This is a genomic window from Metabacillus sp. FJAT-52054 (assembly GCF_037201815.1).
Classification (GTDB): Bacteria; Bacillota; Bacilli; order Bacillales; family Bacillaceae; genus Metabacillus_B; species Metabacillus_B sediminis.
In genome coordinates, this window is sequence record NZ_CP147407.1 from 3,908,649 (window position 1) to 3,922,088 (window position 13,440).

The window sequence follows — 13,440 nt, forward strand, 5'->3', positions numbered from 1 at the left end:
CCTAGCCTATGAGGCATTTATCGATTTTTGCCTTTTTAAAAAAGAATAATCCCCTTCTTTTCTCATACTATGAGAATAGCGTTCAGTCTTTTTTCAATCTCTTTTTAGGGGTGAAGGCATGGCTGTTGTTCCTTACAACGACAAAGAACTGAATGGGCGGAAGGTCAAGGAGACGGCCCGACAGGAATGCTTCTGGCCGGAAATGCGGGGGTAAACCGGGTCAGGGCCGATTGTCTGGATTTTTAAAAATTTCATCCATTGAAAGAATGATTTTTCAGCGGCCAGGCGGGTTTGAAGCAACTCAGAAAGGCTACTTTTATCAAAGAGCACGTTCCAGTGAAATCGATCTTGCCAAAAAGGTCATTGCCCAGCCGTTACCGTCCAGGGGAATATTCCCTCTGGTTTTTCAGGCCAGGCGGTAACTGCCCTGGCACCTGGTACAATCAGGCGAACTCCGGGCGCTGCAAATCACATTGCTTTTACACACCCAGCCAGGAAGCCTGTGCCTCCGTTTATTCGACGCGCTAAGATGATGAGAATGATTGAAAAGGGGGATTTAAATGTTATTCAATAAAAAGCAAGGGAATAGTGGACAGCAGCAAGAGCCCTACCCATATCCCGCATACGGATACGGCTATGAGGCCGGATATGATGGTTCCTATGATTACCGTGCCTATCAGCCGTATGCGATGCAGGGGCAGCAGGGGCAGGGACAAATGCAGCAAGGACAGGGTCAGCCGGGAATGGGCGGTATGCAAGGACAGCAAGGGCAGCAGCAGGGGCAAGGCGGTATGGGAGGTATGGGAGGTATGGGAGGCATGCAGGGGCAGCAGGGCCTTCAGGTTCCGCCTATGCAATCCCAGTCCTCCCCCTCGCAAAGCATACCGGGGATGCTTCCGCTTGAAGAATCCTATATCGAAAACATCCTGCGGCTGAACCGCGGAAAGACAGCCACTGTTTATATGACGTTTGAAAACAACAAAGAATGGAACGCCATGATATTCAAGGGAACCATTGAAGCCGCAGGCCGCGATCATATTATTTTGAGTGATCCGCAAACCGGCAGACGGTTCCTGCTTCTGATGGTCTACCTTGATTACATTACATTTGACGAAGAGATTAATTATGAATATCCATTTGGAATGTCAGCTTCTTCGCCGCGATGATGTAAAGTTGACTGGGTGCAGTTGCACTGACCCTCACTGCTTCACCGCAAATGGGGGCAAAGGCACCTCCTCAAGACCCTTTGAGAGAGTAAGGCGGAAACAGGACGGGGACGGAGCTTTAGTCCTTTATCTGAGCGGGGGTCAGTGCACTGCACTGACCCTCAGCGCTTCACCGCAGAAGGGGCCAAAGACAGCTCCTGACAAACCTTTGGGAGAGTAAGGCCTAAACAGAATGGGGACGGAGCTTTAGTCCTTTACCTGAGCGGGGGTCAGTGCACTCGCCGTTCACACAAAATACAATTTCCAAACCACACAAAAAGGGCGGTGCCAAATGCACCGCCCTTTCCCTGTTCACATAAATTTAAATGCAGCAACGACAATCAAGACCCAAGAGGCAAGGAAGCATAGTCCCCCAAGCGGTGTGATCGCGCCAAGTACGCTGATTTGGGTGACAGCGAGTACGTAAAGGCTTCCTGAAAAAAGGATGATCCCTGCGAACATGAGCCAGCCAGCCCACGTGACCAGTCCAGCCTGAGAGATTTTATCTGCGAGAAACGCAGCAACGAACAGGCCGCCTGCATGGAACATTTGATATGTGACCGCTTTTTCCCAGATGGCGATGTATTTTTCAGGGATTTTCCCTTCCAATCCGTGTGCTCCAAAAGCACCTAATGCTACAGCTAAAAAGGCGTTAATTGCTGCAAGGATAATAAACAGCTTCATTTCCACCAGCTCCTGTTATGAAATCGTCTCTTTTCATCTTACCCCACGGGTGAAAACTTTCCAACTGCCGCTCTGTTGAACGTTTTGTGACGGTTACGCCTTCTTGCCGAACCTCATTGTGAGCTGATCGACGATAATGGCAATGATGGTTCCTAAAATCAAGCCATTGTTGAAGATGGAAATTAATACAGGAGGGAAGCCTTCAAATGCGGCAGGAGGAACATACATCGCTCCGGTTCCTGTCAGCAAAGCTATCCCTATTGTATAGAGCATTCGGTCTTTATCCGCTGTTTCATTCAGCTGTCTCAGCGCCATTCCAATCATCCCGGAGAAAACGACAAACTGTACGGCAAACCCCACAGGTGCAGGAAGGGCAGCAAACAAGTTTAATACGAGTGGAATCATGCTCAGAGCGATGACAAGCAGGTTGGCTATGATAAAAGGAAGCCGTGCGCCATTTCCTGTAGTCGTGATGAATCCAGCGGCTCCGGAGATCGGGACAGGCCCGACGGCTCCCGTAAGACCGCTGATTCCGTGGCTGATTCCGGCAAAAATACCTGCTCTTCTTCCGCGTCCATGCTCATCCTTTTCATCCTTGTTTAATGCTTTTACTGCCTGCTCGGCCACTTTAATGCTTGCGAGCATATTAGCGATGAGCAGCAGGGTGATAAAAAAGGCGGTGACAATCATGCCTGCATTGAAAACCGGGGCACCGAATGGAAACAGGACGGGCAGGGAGAACCAATCCGTGGTCCCTTTAACCGGCTTGGCTAAGCCGAGCAAAGCAAAAACTCCCCATCCAGCGAGCAGGCCGATCAGGATGGAATATTGCTTGAAAAATTGCCGCTTCATCCGGCTTAGGAAAAAGGTAAAAAGCAGGATTGCCGCTGCGGCTGTGAATACAGCCGGATCCACCTTTGACCCTCTGTAGCCTACTCCCATGATTCCTTTTACAATGGATCCGCTCAGCTGGAAAACAAGGAGAAGAAGATATGTCCCTGTAACAAGCGGTGTAAAGAGCTTGGCCAATTTATCAATCAGTCCGAAAATGGCAAACAGCAGGAAGAAGCCGCCGCTCATCAGCAGGGCGCCCTGGAGGTTCTGAAGCGTATCTATGTAGCTTGCAAACAGTGTGCTGCTCAGTCCGGCGTAGATGGAATAAACTCCCCACCACAGCCCAGCCGGCCCTTCATTTATCGGCAGTTTATGTCCAAAAAGAACCTGCATTAAACCGGCAAGACCAAGAACAAATAAGGTGCTTTGAATGAGAATAGCCGTCTGGCTGCCATCGAGCTGATACAGCTGTCCGATTGCAATCGGAACGACGATTGTTGAAGCAATAATAAAGAACACCCATTGAAGGGCTGATAATAGCAATTTCATATCTTGGAATCCTCCATTAAAAAAAGCCGAAAAAACGGCTTATTAAAAATCAAACAGCGATGAGCCATTGGCTCCTTCATCTTTGAAACGTTCACCGGTTCCAAGGGACTTCTGAGAGGCAGGCTTGGAAATTCCCATCATTTTCTGAAGTTCATACTCGCTGATTCCGCTCTCTGACTTAGGCTTTTCAGGATAGCGCACCGGTTCTTGATCCAGTACAACATCGCAAAGGCTTTTAATCACGAGAAGCTTTTCGCGGATGGCTTGATCCGAACCGGATATTCTTGCTTCCCGAAGCTCGGCTTCCATTTTATTCAGCAGCTGGTGTATCGAAATGTCCATATCGACCCTCCTTCTCTTGAAGTACATTCCTTTATTTTACCACGGATGGGGTACGGATGCAGGTGAGAGGAAACAAAAGGAAAACCAGCCTCCGTTAGAAAGCTGGTTTAGAAATTAAATGAAGTAGCCGCTTTTGCCGTAACTCATTATAAGAAAGTTTTAAACCACCACTTCTCCAAGTGGGTGTTCGCAGAAACGCTAAATGACGTCCTCCCTGTCATATAGACGAAGGCTTGCCATTTTCGCTTCAATGTAAAACTCCCTATTACAGCTTAAAGGTTAAAACTTTATTATCATTACGAACAATGCAGCTAGTTACCATATAGTACATCATTCTTTTCATTAACACAAGCGGTTTGATCCATCGGCCAACCATCATCAAAACAAATAGTCCAAAAGCACCAAAAGAGTATTCAGAGGTTTTAATTGTCCTCATTCGTGCTAAATGAATAGTGGACAACAAAACCAGGAGGCGACAAGAAATGAAACCAGTAGTTAGAGAATATACAAATGATGAAACATTGAAAAATGATGTTTTGGAATTAAAAGCACAAGGTGTAAATCCGAAAGATTTATACGTACTTTCTCATGATGATGAGCGTACAAACCGTGTAGCAGGCAATGCTGATGCCAACACAATCGGAATTTCAGAAATGGGTCTTGGCACCGCAGTAGGCAACATGTTCAGCAAAAAAGGCGATGAGCTTCGCGCTAAACTCCAAGAAGTAGGCTTTTCTGAAGCAGAGGCTGAGGCTTATGAAGAAAAATTAGATCAAGGGAAAATCCTTCTGATTGTAACCGATCATGAGCGTGCAAAATCACTGGTATAAATGATGCAGAAAAGGCTGGCGCGATGCCAGCCTTTTTTTATGTCTTCCTCTTTTTCATATACACCAGTCAATTTCCCTCAACCCTTTTTCCCTTAAACATGCATTGGTTCTTGAAAATGGCCTGCTGCCGAAGAACCCTCGGTTTGCTGAAAATGGGCTCGGATGCGGAGATTCAATGACCGTATGCTTCGTAAGATCAATAAGTTCTTTTTTCGCCTGCGCATGTTTTCCCCAAAGGATAAAAACGACAGGCTCTTCTTTATTGTTTAAACTCCGGATAACTTCATCCGTAAACCGCTCCCATCCGAGACCTTTATGGGAGTTCGCTTCCCCTTTTCGAACTGATAATACCGTATTTAACAAAAGAACGCCTTCTTCGGCCCATTTGATGAGGGATCCGTGAGCAGGTTCGGGACAGCCAAGATCTTCCGCCAATTCTTTATAAATATTTTTCAGAGAGGGCGGTTTTCGGACACCTTCCTTTACCGAAAAGCTTAATCCATGCGCCTGTCCCGGTCCGTGATACGGATCCTGGCCAAGGATGACGGCCCTTACACGGCTGAAAGGCGTTAAATGAAGGGCGTTAAAAAGCTCATATGGATCCGGATAAACCGTTCCATTTTCATACTCCTGCTTGAGCTTTTCCCTAAGTGAAAGATAGTATTCTGCTGAAAATTCATCTTCTAATTCATTCCACCAGTCATTCTCTATGAGCTGCTTCATGTAATCACCCCGACTTGCTATTTGGCTAATGAATTCTCCTGGGCGAGCCTGGAGACGATCGGCATACCATCCCAAATAATCTCGCTCGAGGATTCAAGACTTTTAATTTCCGGTTCTTCAAGAAGAGTGGAAAAGTTCTTAACCTCGAGTTCTCCCAGATTGTGCTTGTCTGCAAAGATATTTAAAAATCCTTCTCTTACCGAGTCCAGCTGGGCCGATTGATTATCTCCCTCGCCATCAAAGGAATAAATGACTCCGGCAACAGGAACCCGTTTTACAACATGTTTCTTCATGACTCTGAGAATGAAATCCCAATCCCAATAGTTATGGACATCCAAATCAAAGTAGCCCACTTCCTCATGAAGCTTTCTTTTATACAGACTTCCGGACGGTACGTAAGTGGAGAACCTCTTCATATTCTGCGGATCATACTGATAGGCGAACAGTCTCCTCTCCTGAGGGAATCGGATAAACCGCTGCCATTTAAAGCGGACGATTTCGGCGTCCGAATACACAAGGTCGGCCTTATCCAGCGAGCGCGACATTCTCTCCAGATGGGAAGGCATCAGCAAATCATCATCGTCGCACAGCATAATGGCGTCTCCTGTCGCCTGCCTCACGCCCAGATTTCTCGCTGTAACATGTCCTCCATTTTCCGTCAGATGCTGAATATGAATGGGAAGTTCAGGATACATTTCCTTCAGCCTGTCCACTCGTTCACCTGCATCGTTCACAATAATAATTTCGTGCGGCTTCAGAGTCTGCCGCAATAGGCATTCCATTAACTCGGCAAGCGCCCATAAACGGTTATAGGTGGTCACAACGACAGAAATTTTCATTTAGCGATCCCTCACTTACGATTCTTATGTTTTTATTAAATCATATATTGCGCTTGATATCACCTTTCAGCCGGTTAGTTTTTGCAGCTGCTTAATCGGGTAAAGGTTGATATTACAAAGTCTTGGGGAGGAAATAAGCATGAAATTATTTGTTGTGGAAAACGGTGTTCAGGCCATTGAGAAAGTGAAGAACCTGGAAGAACAAGGCATCAGCAAAAATTCCATTTTTTTATTCGCTCAGGATGAAGATCGGTCAAAGCACCTGACAGAAAACACAAATACGAGCAAAATGAATACACTCGATAAGGGCTTATTCAATACAATGGCGAATGCATTCCGATCAAGAACAGAGGAATTGACCTCTAAAATGGCTGCTCTCGGAGTGAGCCAAAATGAAGCTATAAAATTTGAGGAAGAGCTTGCAAACGGACGAATTGTGATCCTTGCGAAGGAAAAGGACTAATTTATTTTGCATACAAAAGAAGACTAACCCTTTACCGGGTTAGTCTTCCAATTAGAATTCCTGCTATGCAAAATCCTTCTATTAATGATTGTGAGCTCTTCTTGAACCGCCCATCTTTCTCATAACGAGCTGTACGATGAATACAACGATGGCTGCACCAATAATGGCAGGAATGATTGCAAATCCTGCAATATCAGGACCCCATGTTCCAAATAGACCGTGACCTAACCAAGCGCCTGCAAAACCAGCGATAATTGAACCGATAATTCCTCCAGGCATAGAGCCTTTCACTAGAAGGTCTCCGATCCACCCGATTACTAATGCTACAATGATTGATACGATAAAGTTCATAAGATTGACACTCCTTTAGGTTTTATTACTCTATAGATTCCTCATAAATACTACTTTAAAACCTATTAAACCTTGAATTTCGCATAAATGGTTCTAAATACCTCATCCATATTCCTTATATTACCTTTCCGTAGTTTGAAAGATTCAAAAAAAAGGACTTGAATAATCAAGCTATTAATAAGAAGAACAATTGCGAAGTCCGCTTTTTTTCATACCGGGGAAGAGTTTATAGAAAAGGATGATGTAACTGGGGGTCTACGACTCACTAAATTCACTTCCTTTTTAGAAACGCTCCATCATTAAATTCATAAAAAAAGACCAACCCTCTGACGGATTAGTCTATCAGCTTGCATATTCAGCTCGTTTACAATGGTCCTCTTCTGGTTGCTCTAATGATTAAACCAGTCAGGAATACAACAATCGCTGCTCCAATGATTGCCGGAATAATGTAAAACCCTGCAATTTCCGGGCCCCACCTCCCCAGCAGAGCACTGCCGAGCCATGCGCCAGCAAAGCCGGCGATGATGGAACCGATGATGCCGCCGGGCATGGTGTTTTTAACAAGCAAGTCACCAATCCAGCCAATCACTAATGCCACTAATATAGAAACGATGAGGTTCATAATTTGTTCACACCTCCAGATTCTCTTACTCTTTATTCTTACTCCGTATAATCCTTGTTCATTCGGTTTATATAATAAACAGGCTATACTGCCCATATAAAAAAGAGCCGCTCCTGCAGCAGAAGCGGCTCTTTTTTTATTCTTTTTTTAGCAATATAGACGCAAGCGGTGCCAATTTTAACGCGCCTTTTATTTTTTGATTCGTTGCACAATCGATATAATTTCCTTCAGGAAGGGCGATTTCCGCCGGACGATCAACGGAGTGGTTCATGGCACTCAGGAATTTTTCGCGGCGAACCACTTCCACTCCATTTTGCGTTTCGATTATTTCTGCTCCAGCCTCTTGGAAAATTTCTTTGTAAAGGGCTGTCAGCATGGTTTCTTCAAGGGCGGTACCGATATAATAAACCGTTCCTTTTCCGTACTTGTTTTTCGTCACAGCAGCTGTACCTTTATAGAAGCAATCATCATATTCAGCCAGCACTTCTGCTGTCACCGGATCAATCAGGTCACACCATACCGTCGCAGCGGACTCTAATCCGCTAAGACTTCCTTTTACCCCATTCACCTTATTTTGCTGGCCTGTTTGCAGGGATTCATATTCGTTAATCGTAATCCCGGTCATTTCCGTCAGCTCTCCAGGCAGGGTTTGGCCTGTAACGAAATTGTTCGGTTTTTTTACACCTGAACGGTAGCTGAATACGACGGTTCCTCCGTTTTCTGCATAGCGCTTCAGTTTTTCAGTGAAAATCGGATTCTCAAGGAAATAGATTGGGACAAATACAACCTTGTATCCTTCAAGACTGCTGCGGCTGTTTACCGCATCGGTCGCTACGTTGAGCTTGTGTGCAGGCGTATAATGCCTCAGCAGCTCCTGCCGGTGGGAGAACGCGCTGCTTTGCGGCTGAATGTTCCACGCCCAGGCATTTTCTGTATCATAGTAAACCGCTGCCTGCGCTTCATATTTTGAAGCGATCCAGTCGTCGCCGTGTTCCTTCAGCGAGTCAATGACTTCCTTTACTTCGTTGTATTTTCGTTTAGGAATGCCATCATGATCGAGAATTCCGTGGCAAAATTCCTCTGTTCCAAAATGGGCTGCGCGCCACCTGAAATAAACAATCGCTTCTGCTCCTCTTGAGATTGCCTGGTAGGTCCATAGCTTAATATGGCCAGGTCTCGGTAGGTAGCCGATTTTACTCCAGCCCTGTGCACCGGACAGCTCTTCCATTACCCAGTAGCCTTTCCCGTTTTTCGTTCCCCGGCACAGATCGTGCTGATGGGCAATGGCTGAGGGAGACACCGGTTCTGCGAGTCCGCCCCAAACAGGGTAGTTGTCGTACGAAACATAATCTAAATCCTCAGCCATATCCCATTGATTAATCGCTTGATCCGTATACACGAAGTTATGGGTTAAAAACTGATCGTCACGGATATTTTCTCGTAAACAATCTGTTTGAAGCTTGTTGTAGCTCGTGTATGCATCAGCGCAAAAGCGGTCAAAATCCAGCAGGAGGCTTGGGTTATGTTCCTGGAGAACCTTGCGCGGAACCGGAATTTGAGACCAGTCTGTGTATGTTTGACTCCAGAAAACAGTGCCCCAGTTTTCGTTCAGCTGATCCAGCGTTCCGTATTTTTTCTCAAGCCACGCCTGGAAGGATTGACGGTCTTCCTCTCCATAGCTGCGGTCCGATTTTTCATGTCCGTATTCGTTGTCAGTCTGCCACCCGATGATGTCCGGATGCTGCCCGTAGTGCATTGCCATCTCGGTAACAATCTTCTTTGTGTATTCATGGAAAATCCGGCTGTTCACCGTGTAATGTCTTCTTGCACCAAAGGAAATCTGAACCCCGTTCTCATCTGTCGGCAAAATTTCGGGGTGCTTTTGAATGAGCCATGCCGGCGGTGTCGCAGTCGGTGTACCGAGGACCACTTTAATTCCATTTTCAGTCAGCAGCTTTATTGCACGGTCATAAAGGGAAAAATCATAGCGTCCTTCCTCAGGCTCCATCAGCTGCCAGCCAAATTCCGCGATTCTTACGACGTTGACGCCAAGCTCCTTCATGAGCGTAACATCCTCAGGCCATCTTGATTCTGGCCACTGCTCAGGGTAGTAATCCACTCCGATATACATGCTCCAACACTCCAGTCTGCTTATAGTAGGACGGGAACTCCCCCCGCTTTTTCAATAAAGGCTGTGAATGCAGCCATTCCTTTTTCATTCCGCTTGAAAACACCCGCGTGCTCGAGGATGACAGCGAAAACTCTGCCTAATTCCTCCTGCAGAACCGCATAGCTGTTATCGCTTGTCACGCTGCAGCGCTCCTTTATTTCCAGAGCCCATTCAAGGTGCTGGTTGAGTTCCGGATGCTGAGCGATTTGCTCTGCTGCGAGTTCAGATGGCAGCAGCTCAGCCAGCTTCTGCATTTCCTCCGTCAGCCTGCCCGGCAGAACAGCCAGCCCCATCACCTCAATCAGTCCGATGTTTTCTTTCTTAATATGATGAACCTCCTGATGCGGGTGGAAGATTCCCATTGGATGCTCGTCACTCGTCCGGTTGTTGCGGAGGACAAGATCAAGCTCAAACAGTCCTCCCCTTCGCCGTGCGATCGGTGTAATCGTATTATGCGGGTCATCCCCCGTTGCAGCAATGACGTCAGCATCCGGATCGGAATAGCCCTTCCACTCGTTGAGCAAATATTCCGCAGCCCGGACAAGCTCCTCTTTATCCGTCCCCTGCAGCCTCAGTACAGACATCGGCCATTTGACGATTCCCGCTTTTATTCCTGGATAACTTGAGAATGTAAACATCTTTTCCACTTCCGCTTTCGCCATCGGAAAGTCGTGACGGCCTCCCTGAAAATGGTCATGACTCAAGATCGATCCGCCGACTATCGGAAGATCTGCGTTTGAGCCTAGGAAATAATGAGGGTATTCATCCGTGAAATCCAGGAGCCTTACAAAGGTTTCTTTCGAAATGCGCATTGGTTTGTGCTCTCCCGCTAGCACAATGCAATGCTCGTTATAGTAAACGTAAGGAGAATACTGCAAATACCATTCCTCGCGATTGAGCGCCACAGGAATAATCCGGTGATTTTGTCTGGCGGGATGATTCAGTCTACCCGCATACCCGGTATTTTCTTTGCAGAGCAAGCATTCAGGATAGCTGCTGACCGCCAGATTTTTAGCGGCCGCAATCGCTTTTGGATCTTTTTCAGGCTTTGATAGATTAATGGTGATTTCCATTTTCCCGTACGGAGTGTCCGAGTACCAATGCTGATTTTTCGCAATCCGGTCTGTACGAATGTAATGGAGATCCTGTGAAAACTGGTAATACGCATCTGTAGCTGCTTCGATTCCTTCGCGGGCAGCCGTTTCCCGGAATCTGCGGATTACTTCAGACTGGGAAGGAGTCAGGCAGCCCATCAGCTTCGTATCAAGCAAATCCCTATAGGTGACAGAGTCTGCTTCAAGCCTTCCGTTTTCTGCTGCCCAGTCAAGGATTTTCTGCAGGATGGGCACAGGGGTTTCCGGAACCTCACCAAAGTAAGCCGCTGTTTTTTCTCCGTTCAAATCAAGTGCTTCGAAAAGCTTATTTCTGACGAGATCCACATCCCATTTTGAAACGAGCTTTTTCTCGATTCCGTATTGAAGCAGTTCCTCCAGATGAGCATAAATTGGATTTGGCATGACATTCCCTCCCTATTGAATAGCTGAAGATTTTTAGTAGCCTTTTGGATTCTTTAAAAACCAGTTCCATGCACTCTCAATGATGGTGTGCAGATCTGCATATTTCGGCTTCCAGCCAAGCTCCTGAATCGCTTTTTCAGAGGACGCCACAAGTCTTGCTGGATCTCCTGCCCGTCTTGGAGCAACCTCTGCCGGTATCGGATGGCCTGTTACCACGCGAGCCACATCGATGACTTCCTTCACGGAAAAACCATTCCCATTTCCGAGATTATACGTACCGCTCACAGGCTGTTTTCTTAAAGAATCAAGGGCGAGCAAATGAGCGTCAGCAAGATCGGTCACATGAATGTAGTCTCTAATGCATGTACCGTCCGGTGTAGCATAGTCATCTCCGAAAATCATGATTTTCTCGCGCTGCCCAAGCGCTACTTGAAGAATAATCGGAATGAGGTGCGTTTCCGGCTGATGGTCTTCGCCAAGCTTTCCATCCATATGGGCACCCGCAACATTAAAGTAGCGAAGAACCATGTAATTTAATCCGTAAGCCTGCTCGGACCACTTCAGCATTTTTTCAATCGCAAGCTTCGTTTCTCCATACGGATTCGTCGGTTCCGTCGGCTCGGTTTCCTGTATCGGAATATTTTTCGCCTCTCCGTAAGCTGCTGCTGTAGAAGAGAAAACAATCTTTTTCACGCCAAATTCCTTCATAACCTTTAAAAGGGACAAAGCTCCATACACATTGTTATCGTAATATTTCAAAGGGTCCTCAACGCTTTCTCCAACTAAAGAGTCCGCTGCAAAGTGCATAACTGCCTCAATTTCATTCTCTTCAAAAAGATTTCTTAAAAACGCTTCATCTCTCAAATCGCCTGTATAAAGCTTCGCACCGTCTAAAACCGCTTCAATGTGCCCTTTTTGCAGACTGTCTGCCACGATCACCTTTTCCCCGCGATCCAGCAGCTCTGACACTGCATGGCTTCCAATGTAACCCGCTCCGCCGCAAACTAAAATCGACATGTCTCTTCCTCCTTAAATATGAATAATTTCTCTTGCTCCATCTCCAACTTCAACTACATAGAACTCTGGGGTAAGCCCCGTTTCTTTTTTATAGACAGCGCCTGCCTCTGAGATAAACGTCTGGACAGCTGATTTCTGAACAATGCTGACGGTGCAGCCGCCGAATCCTGCTCCGGTCATTCTGGAGCCGATTACACCCGGCAGTTTCCATGCGATTTCGACCATGGCATCGAGTTCTTTCCCGGTTACTTCGTAGTCATCCCTTAAAGACAGATGGGAATCATTCATTAATTGTCCGAATCCCTCTTCATCGCCAGCATGGAGCTTCTTAACTGCCTGTAATGTACGAATGTTTTCAAGCACCGCATGTTTTGCTCTTTTGCGGTCTGTTTCGTTTTCAATGAGATGCTGATTTTCTTCAAATTCTTCTGCTGTTAAGTCTCCAAGTGAATGGATATCAAGCTTAGTTTGCAGATTTTTCAGTGCACGCTCGCACTCTGACCGGCGCTCATTGTATTTAGAATCTGCCAGTGTTCTTCGTTTCCCTGTATTGGAAATCACGAGAACAGAATCCTTCAGCTCAAGCGGGCTGTACTGATATTCAAGAGTCTGGCAGTTTAGCAGAACCGCCGAGTCCTTTCTGCCCATGCCGATCGCGAACTGGTCCATAATGCCGCAGCTGACTCCGATAAATTCATTTTCTGCATGCTGACTCATTTTGACAAGCTCTAATCGATCAATCGATGATCTTGTCAGCTCGTTTATCATGACAGCAGAAGCAAGTTCGATGGAAGCAGAGGAGGAAAGGCCTGCACCATTCGGGATGTTGCCGAAAAACAGAACATCCAGTCCATGAATCAGCCGGATTCCCTTCAGGCTGAACTCCTTCAGGACTCCTTTCGGATAGTTCGCCCAATCATGCTCTTCCTTATATAGGAGGTCATCCGCCTGAAATTCAATCATGCCTTTATCTTCAAAGTTCATGGAATAGAGACGCATCATCTGATCACTTCTCTCTCTAACCAAGCAATACGTCCCTACATTAAGCGCACAGGGAAAAACATGACCGCCATTATAATCCGTATGTTCACCTATTAAATTCACTCTTCCTGGAGCAAAGAAAATTCTTGGTTCTGTACCTTTGCCGAATACTTCATTAAATTGATTAATTAACTGTGTATGCATACGTCACCCACCTGACATTCTATAAAAGTTATTCATTGAAAACGTATTCAATATCTACTTTCATTGTAGAGGTGTGAACAGGGGATGACAATGGTAAAATAGTTAAGAA

The 13,440-nt window shown here is 46.2% G+C and carries 14 protein-coding genes, 1 other RNA gene and 1 pseudogene; 4 read left to right on the top strand and 12 right to left on the bottom strand.

The genetic code is table 11. The annotated features are described in order from the left end of the window. Nucleotides 1-118 precede the first annotated feature (118 nt). A pseudogene (locus tag WCV65_RS20140) lies at nt 119-528 on the top strand (cell wall hydrolase). Between the two features lie 161 nt (nt 529-689). Next, on the top strand, nt 690-1,166 hold the full coding sequence (gene gerQ / locus WCV65_RS20145) for a spore coat protein GerQ (RefSeq protein WP_338782381.1): 477 nt from the start codon (nt 690-692) through the stop codon (nt 1,164-1,166). A gap of 351 nt (nt 1,167-1,517) precedes the next feature. On the opposite strand, the gene WCV65_RS20150 is transcribed toward gerQ, so the two are convergent. From WCV65_RS20150 to ssrS, 4 genes are all read right to left on the bottom strand, one after another. Beyond that, nucleotides 1,518-1,889, bottom strand: coding sequence for a DUF423 domain-containing protein (locus tag WCV65_RS20150; protein WP_035407945.1), 372 nt, complete (start codon nt 1,887-1,889; stop codon nt 1,518-1,520). Between the two features lie 93 nt (nt 1,890-1,982). Next, nucleotides 1,983-3,272, bottom strand: coding sequence for a purine/pyrimidine permease (locus WCV65_RS20155; RefSeq protein WP_338778929.1), 1,290 nt, complete (start codon nt 3,270-3,272; stop codon nt 1,983-1,985). A 42-nt stretch (nt 3,273-3,314) separates the two neighbouring features. Further along, entirely contained in the window at nt 3,315-3,614 is a 300-nt protein-coding gene (locus WCV65_RS20160; protein WP_035407940.1) for a YwdI family protein, read from the bottom strand. Between the two features lie 120 nt (nt 3,615-3,734). Next, nucleotides 3,735-3,931, bottom strand: a non-coding RNA gene (ssrS, locus tag WCV65_RS20165) — 6S RNA. Nucleotides 3,932-4,096: 165 nt separating this feature from the next. On the opposite strand from ssrS, the gene WCV65_RS20170 reads away from it, so the two are divergent. After that, nucleotides 4,097-4,444, top strand: coding sequence for a general stress protein (locus WCV65_RS20170; RefSeq protein ID WP_035407938.1), 348 nt, complete (start codon nt 4,097-4,099; stop codon nt 4,442-4,444). A gap of 54 nt (nt 4,445-4,498) precedes the next feature. On the opposite strand, the gene WCV65_RS20175 is transcribed toward WCV65_RS20170, so the two are convergent. Together WCV65_RS20175 and WCV65_RS20180 are read right to left on the bottom strand one after the other, a co-directional pair. Beyond that, entirely contained in the window at nt 4,499-5,167 is a 669-nt protein-coding gene (locus WCV65_RS20175) for a uracil-DNA glycosylase (RefSeq protein WP_338778933.1), read from the bottom strand. Nucleotides 5,168-5,184: 17 nt separating this feature from the next. Continuing rightward, nucleotides 5,185-6,006, bottom strand: a complete 822-nt coding sequence (locus WCV65_RS20180) for a glycosyltransferase family 2 protein (RefSeq protein ID WP_035407934.1) — start codon at nt 6,004-6,006, stop codon at nt 5,185-5,187. A gap of 139 nt (nt 6,007-6,145) precedes the next feature. On the opposite strand from WCV65_RS20180, the gene WCV65_RS20185 reads away from it, so the two are divergent. Then, nucleotides 6,146-6,469, top strand: a complete 324-nt coding sequence (locus tag WCV65_RS20185; RefSeq protein ID WP_338778936.1) for a general stress protein — start codon at nt 6,146-6,148, stop codon at nt 6,467-6,469. A gap of 81 nt (nt 6,470-6,550) precedes the next feature. Here WCV65_RS20185 and WCV65_RS20190 read toward each other — a convergent pair whose 3' ends face one another. The 6 genes from WCV65_RS20190 to WCV65_RS20215 all read right to left on the bottom strand — a co-directional run bounded on the left by WCV65_RS20190 (nt 6,551) and on the right by WCV65_RS20215 (nt 13,331). Further along, a complete protein-coding gene (locus WCV65_RS20190) occupies nt 6,551-6,820 on the bottom strand; it encodes a GlsB/YeaQ/YmgE family stress response membrane protein (protein WP_035407930.1) in 270 nt (89 codons plus the stop codon). A 364-nt stretch (nt 6,821-7,184) separates the two neighbouring features. Next, complete coding sequence (locus WCV65_RS20195) at nt 7,185-7,442, bottom strand: GlsB/YeaQ/YmgE family stress response membrane protein (RefSeq protein ID WP_035407927.1); 258 nt, start codon at nt 7,440-7,442, stop codon at nt 7,185-7,187. 136 nt (nt 7,443-7,578) lie between these two features. Next, nucleotides 7,579-9,573 (bottom strand): beta-galactosidase, encoded by a 1,995-nt coding sequence (locus WCV65_RS20200; protein WP_338778939.1) that lies wholly within the window; start codon nt 9,571-9,573, stop codon nt 7,579-7,581. A 20-nt stretch (nt 9,574-9,593) separates the two neighbouring features. Beyond that, nucleotides 9,594-11,129 (bottom strand): UDP-glucose--hexose-1-phosphate uridylyltransferase, encoded by a 1,536-nt coding sequence (galT, locus tag WCV65_RS20205; protein WP_338778941.1) that lies wholly within the window; start codon nt 11,127-11,129, stop codon nt 9,594-9,596. Nucleotides 11,130-11,162: 33 nt separating this feature from the next. Then, on the bottom strand, nt 11,163-12,146 hold the full coding sequence (gene galE / locus WCV65_RS20210) for a UDP-glucose 4-epimerase GalE (protein ID WP_035407921.1): 984 nt from the start codon (nt 12,144-12,146) through the stop codon (nt 11,163-11,165). A 12-nt stretch (nt 12,147-12,158) separates the two neighbouring features. After that, a complete protein-coding gene (locus WCV65_RS20215; RefSeq protein WP_338778945.1) occupies nt 12,159-13,331 on the bottom strand; it encodes a galactokinase in 1,173 nt (390 codons plus the stop codon). Nucleotides 13,332-13,440: the final 109 nt, after the last annotated feature.

What these genes read in the sequence shown, in the direction of transcription:
- galE (WP_035407921.1), bottom strand. Translation starts at nt 12,146, where the DNA reads ATGTCGATTTTAGTTTGCGGCGGAGCGGGTTACATTGGAAGCCATGCA.
- WCV65_RS20180 (WP_035407934.1), bottom strand. Translation starts at nt 6,006, where the DNA reads ATGAAAATTTCTGTCGTTGTGACCACCTATAACCGTTTATGGGCGCTT.
- WCV65_RS20200 (WP_338778939.1), bottom strand. Translation starts at nt 9,573, where the DNA reads ATGTATATCGGAGTGGATTACTACCCTGAGCAGTGGCCAGAATCAAGA.
- WCV65_RS20185 (WP_338778936.1), top strand. Translation starts at nt 6,146, where the DNA reads ATGAAATTATTTGTTGTGGAAAACGGTGTTCAGGCCATTGAGAAAGTG.
- galT (WP_338778941.1), bottom strand. Translation starts at nt 11,129, where the DNA reads ATGCCAAATCCAATTTATGCTCATCTGGAGGAACTGCTTCAATACGGA.
- WCV65_RS20175 (WP_338778933.1), bottom strand. Translation starts at nt 5,167, where the DNA reads ATGAAGCAGCTCATAGAGAATGACTGGTGGAATGAATTAGAAGATGAA.
- gerQ (WP_338782381.1), top strand. Translation starts at nt 690, where the DNA reads ATGCAGGGGCAGCAGGGGCAGGGACAAATGCAGCAAGGACAGGGTCAG.
- WCV65_RS20215 (WP_338778945.1), bottom strand. Translation starts at nt 13,331, where the DNA reads ATGCATACACAGTTAATTAATCAATTTAATGAAGTATTCGGCAAAGGT.
- WCV65_RS20150 (WP_035407945.1), bottom strand. Translation starts at nt 1,889, where the DNA reads ATGAAGCTGTTTATTATCCTTGCAGCAATTAACGCCTTTTTAGCTGTA.
- WCV65_RS20170 (WP_035407938.1), top strand. Translation starts at nt 4,097, where the DNA reads ATGAAACCAGTAGTTAGAGAATATACAAATGATGAAACATTGAAAAAT.
- WCV65_RS20160 (WP_035407940.1), bottom strand. Translation starts at nt 3,614, where the DNA reads ATGGACATTTCGATACACCAGCTGCTGAATAAAATGGAAGCCGAGCTT.
- WCV65_RS20190 (WP_035407930.1), bottom strand. Translation starts at nt 6,820, where the DNA reads ATGAACTTTATCGTATCAATCATTGTAGCATTAGTAATCGGGTGGATC.
- WCV65_RS20155 (WP_338778929.1), bottom strand. Translation starts at nt 3,272, where the DNA reads ATGAAATTGCTATTATCAGCCCTTCAATGGGTGTTCTTTATTATTGCT.
- WCV65_RS20195 (WP_035407927.1), bottom strand. Translation starts at nt 7,442, where the DNA reads ATGAACCTCATCGTTTCTATATTAGTGGCATTAGTGATTGGCTGGATT.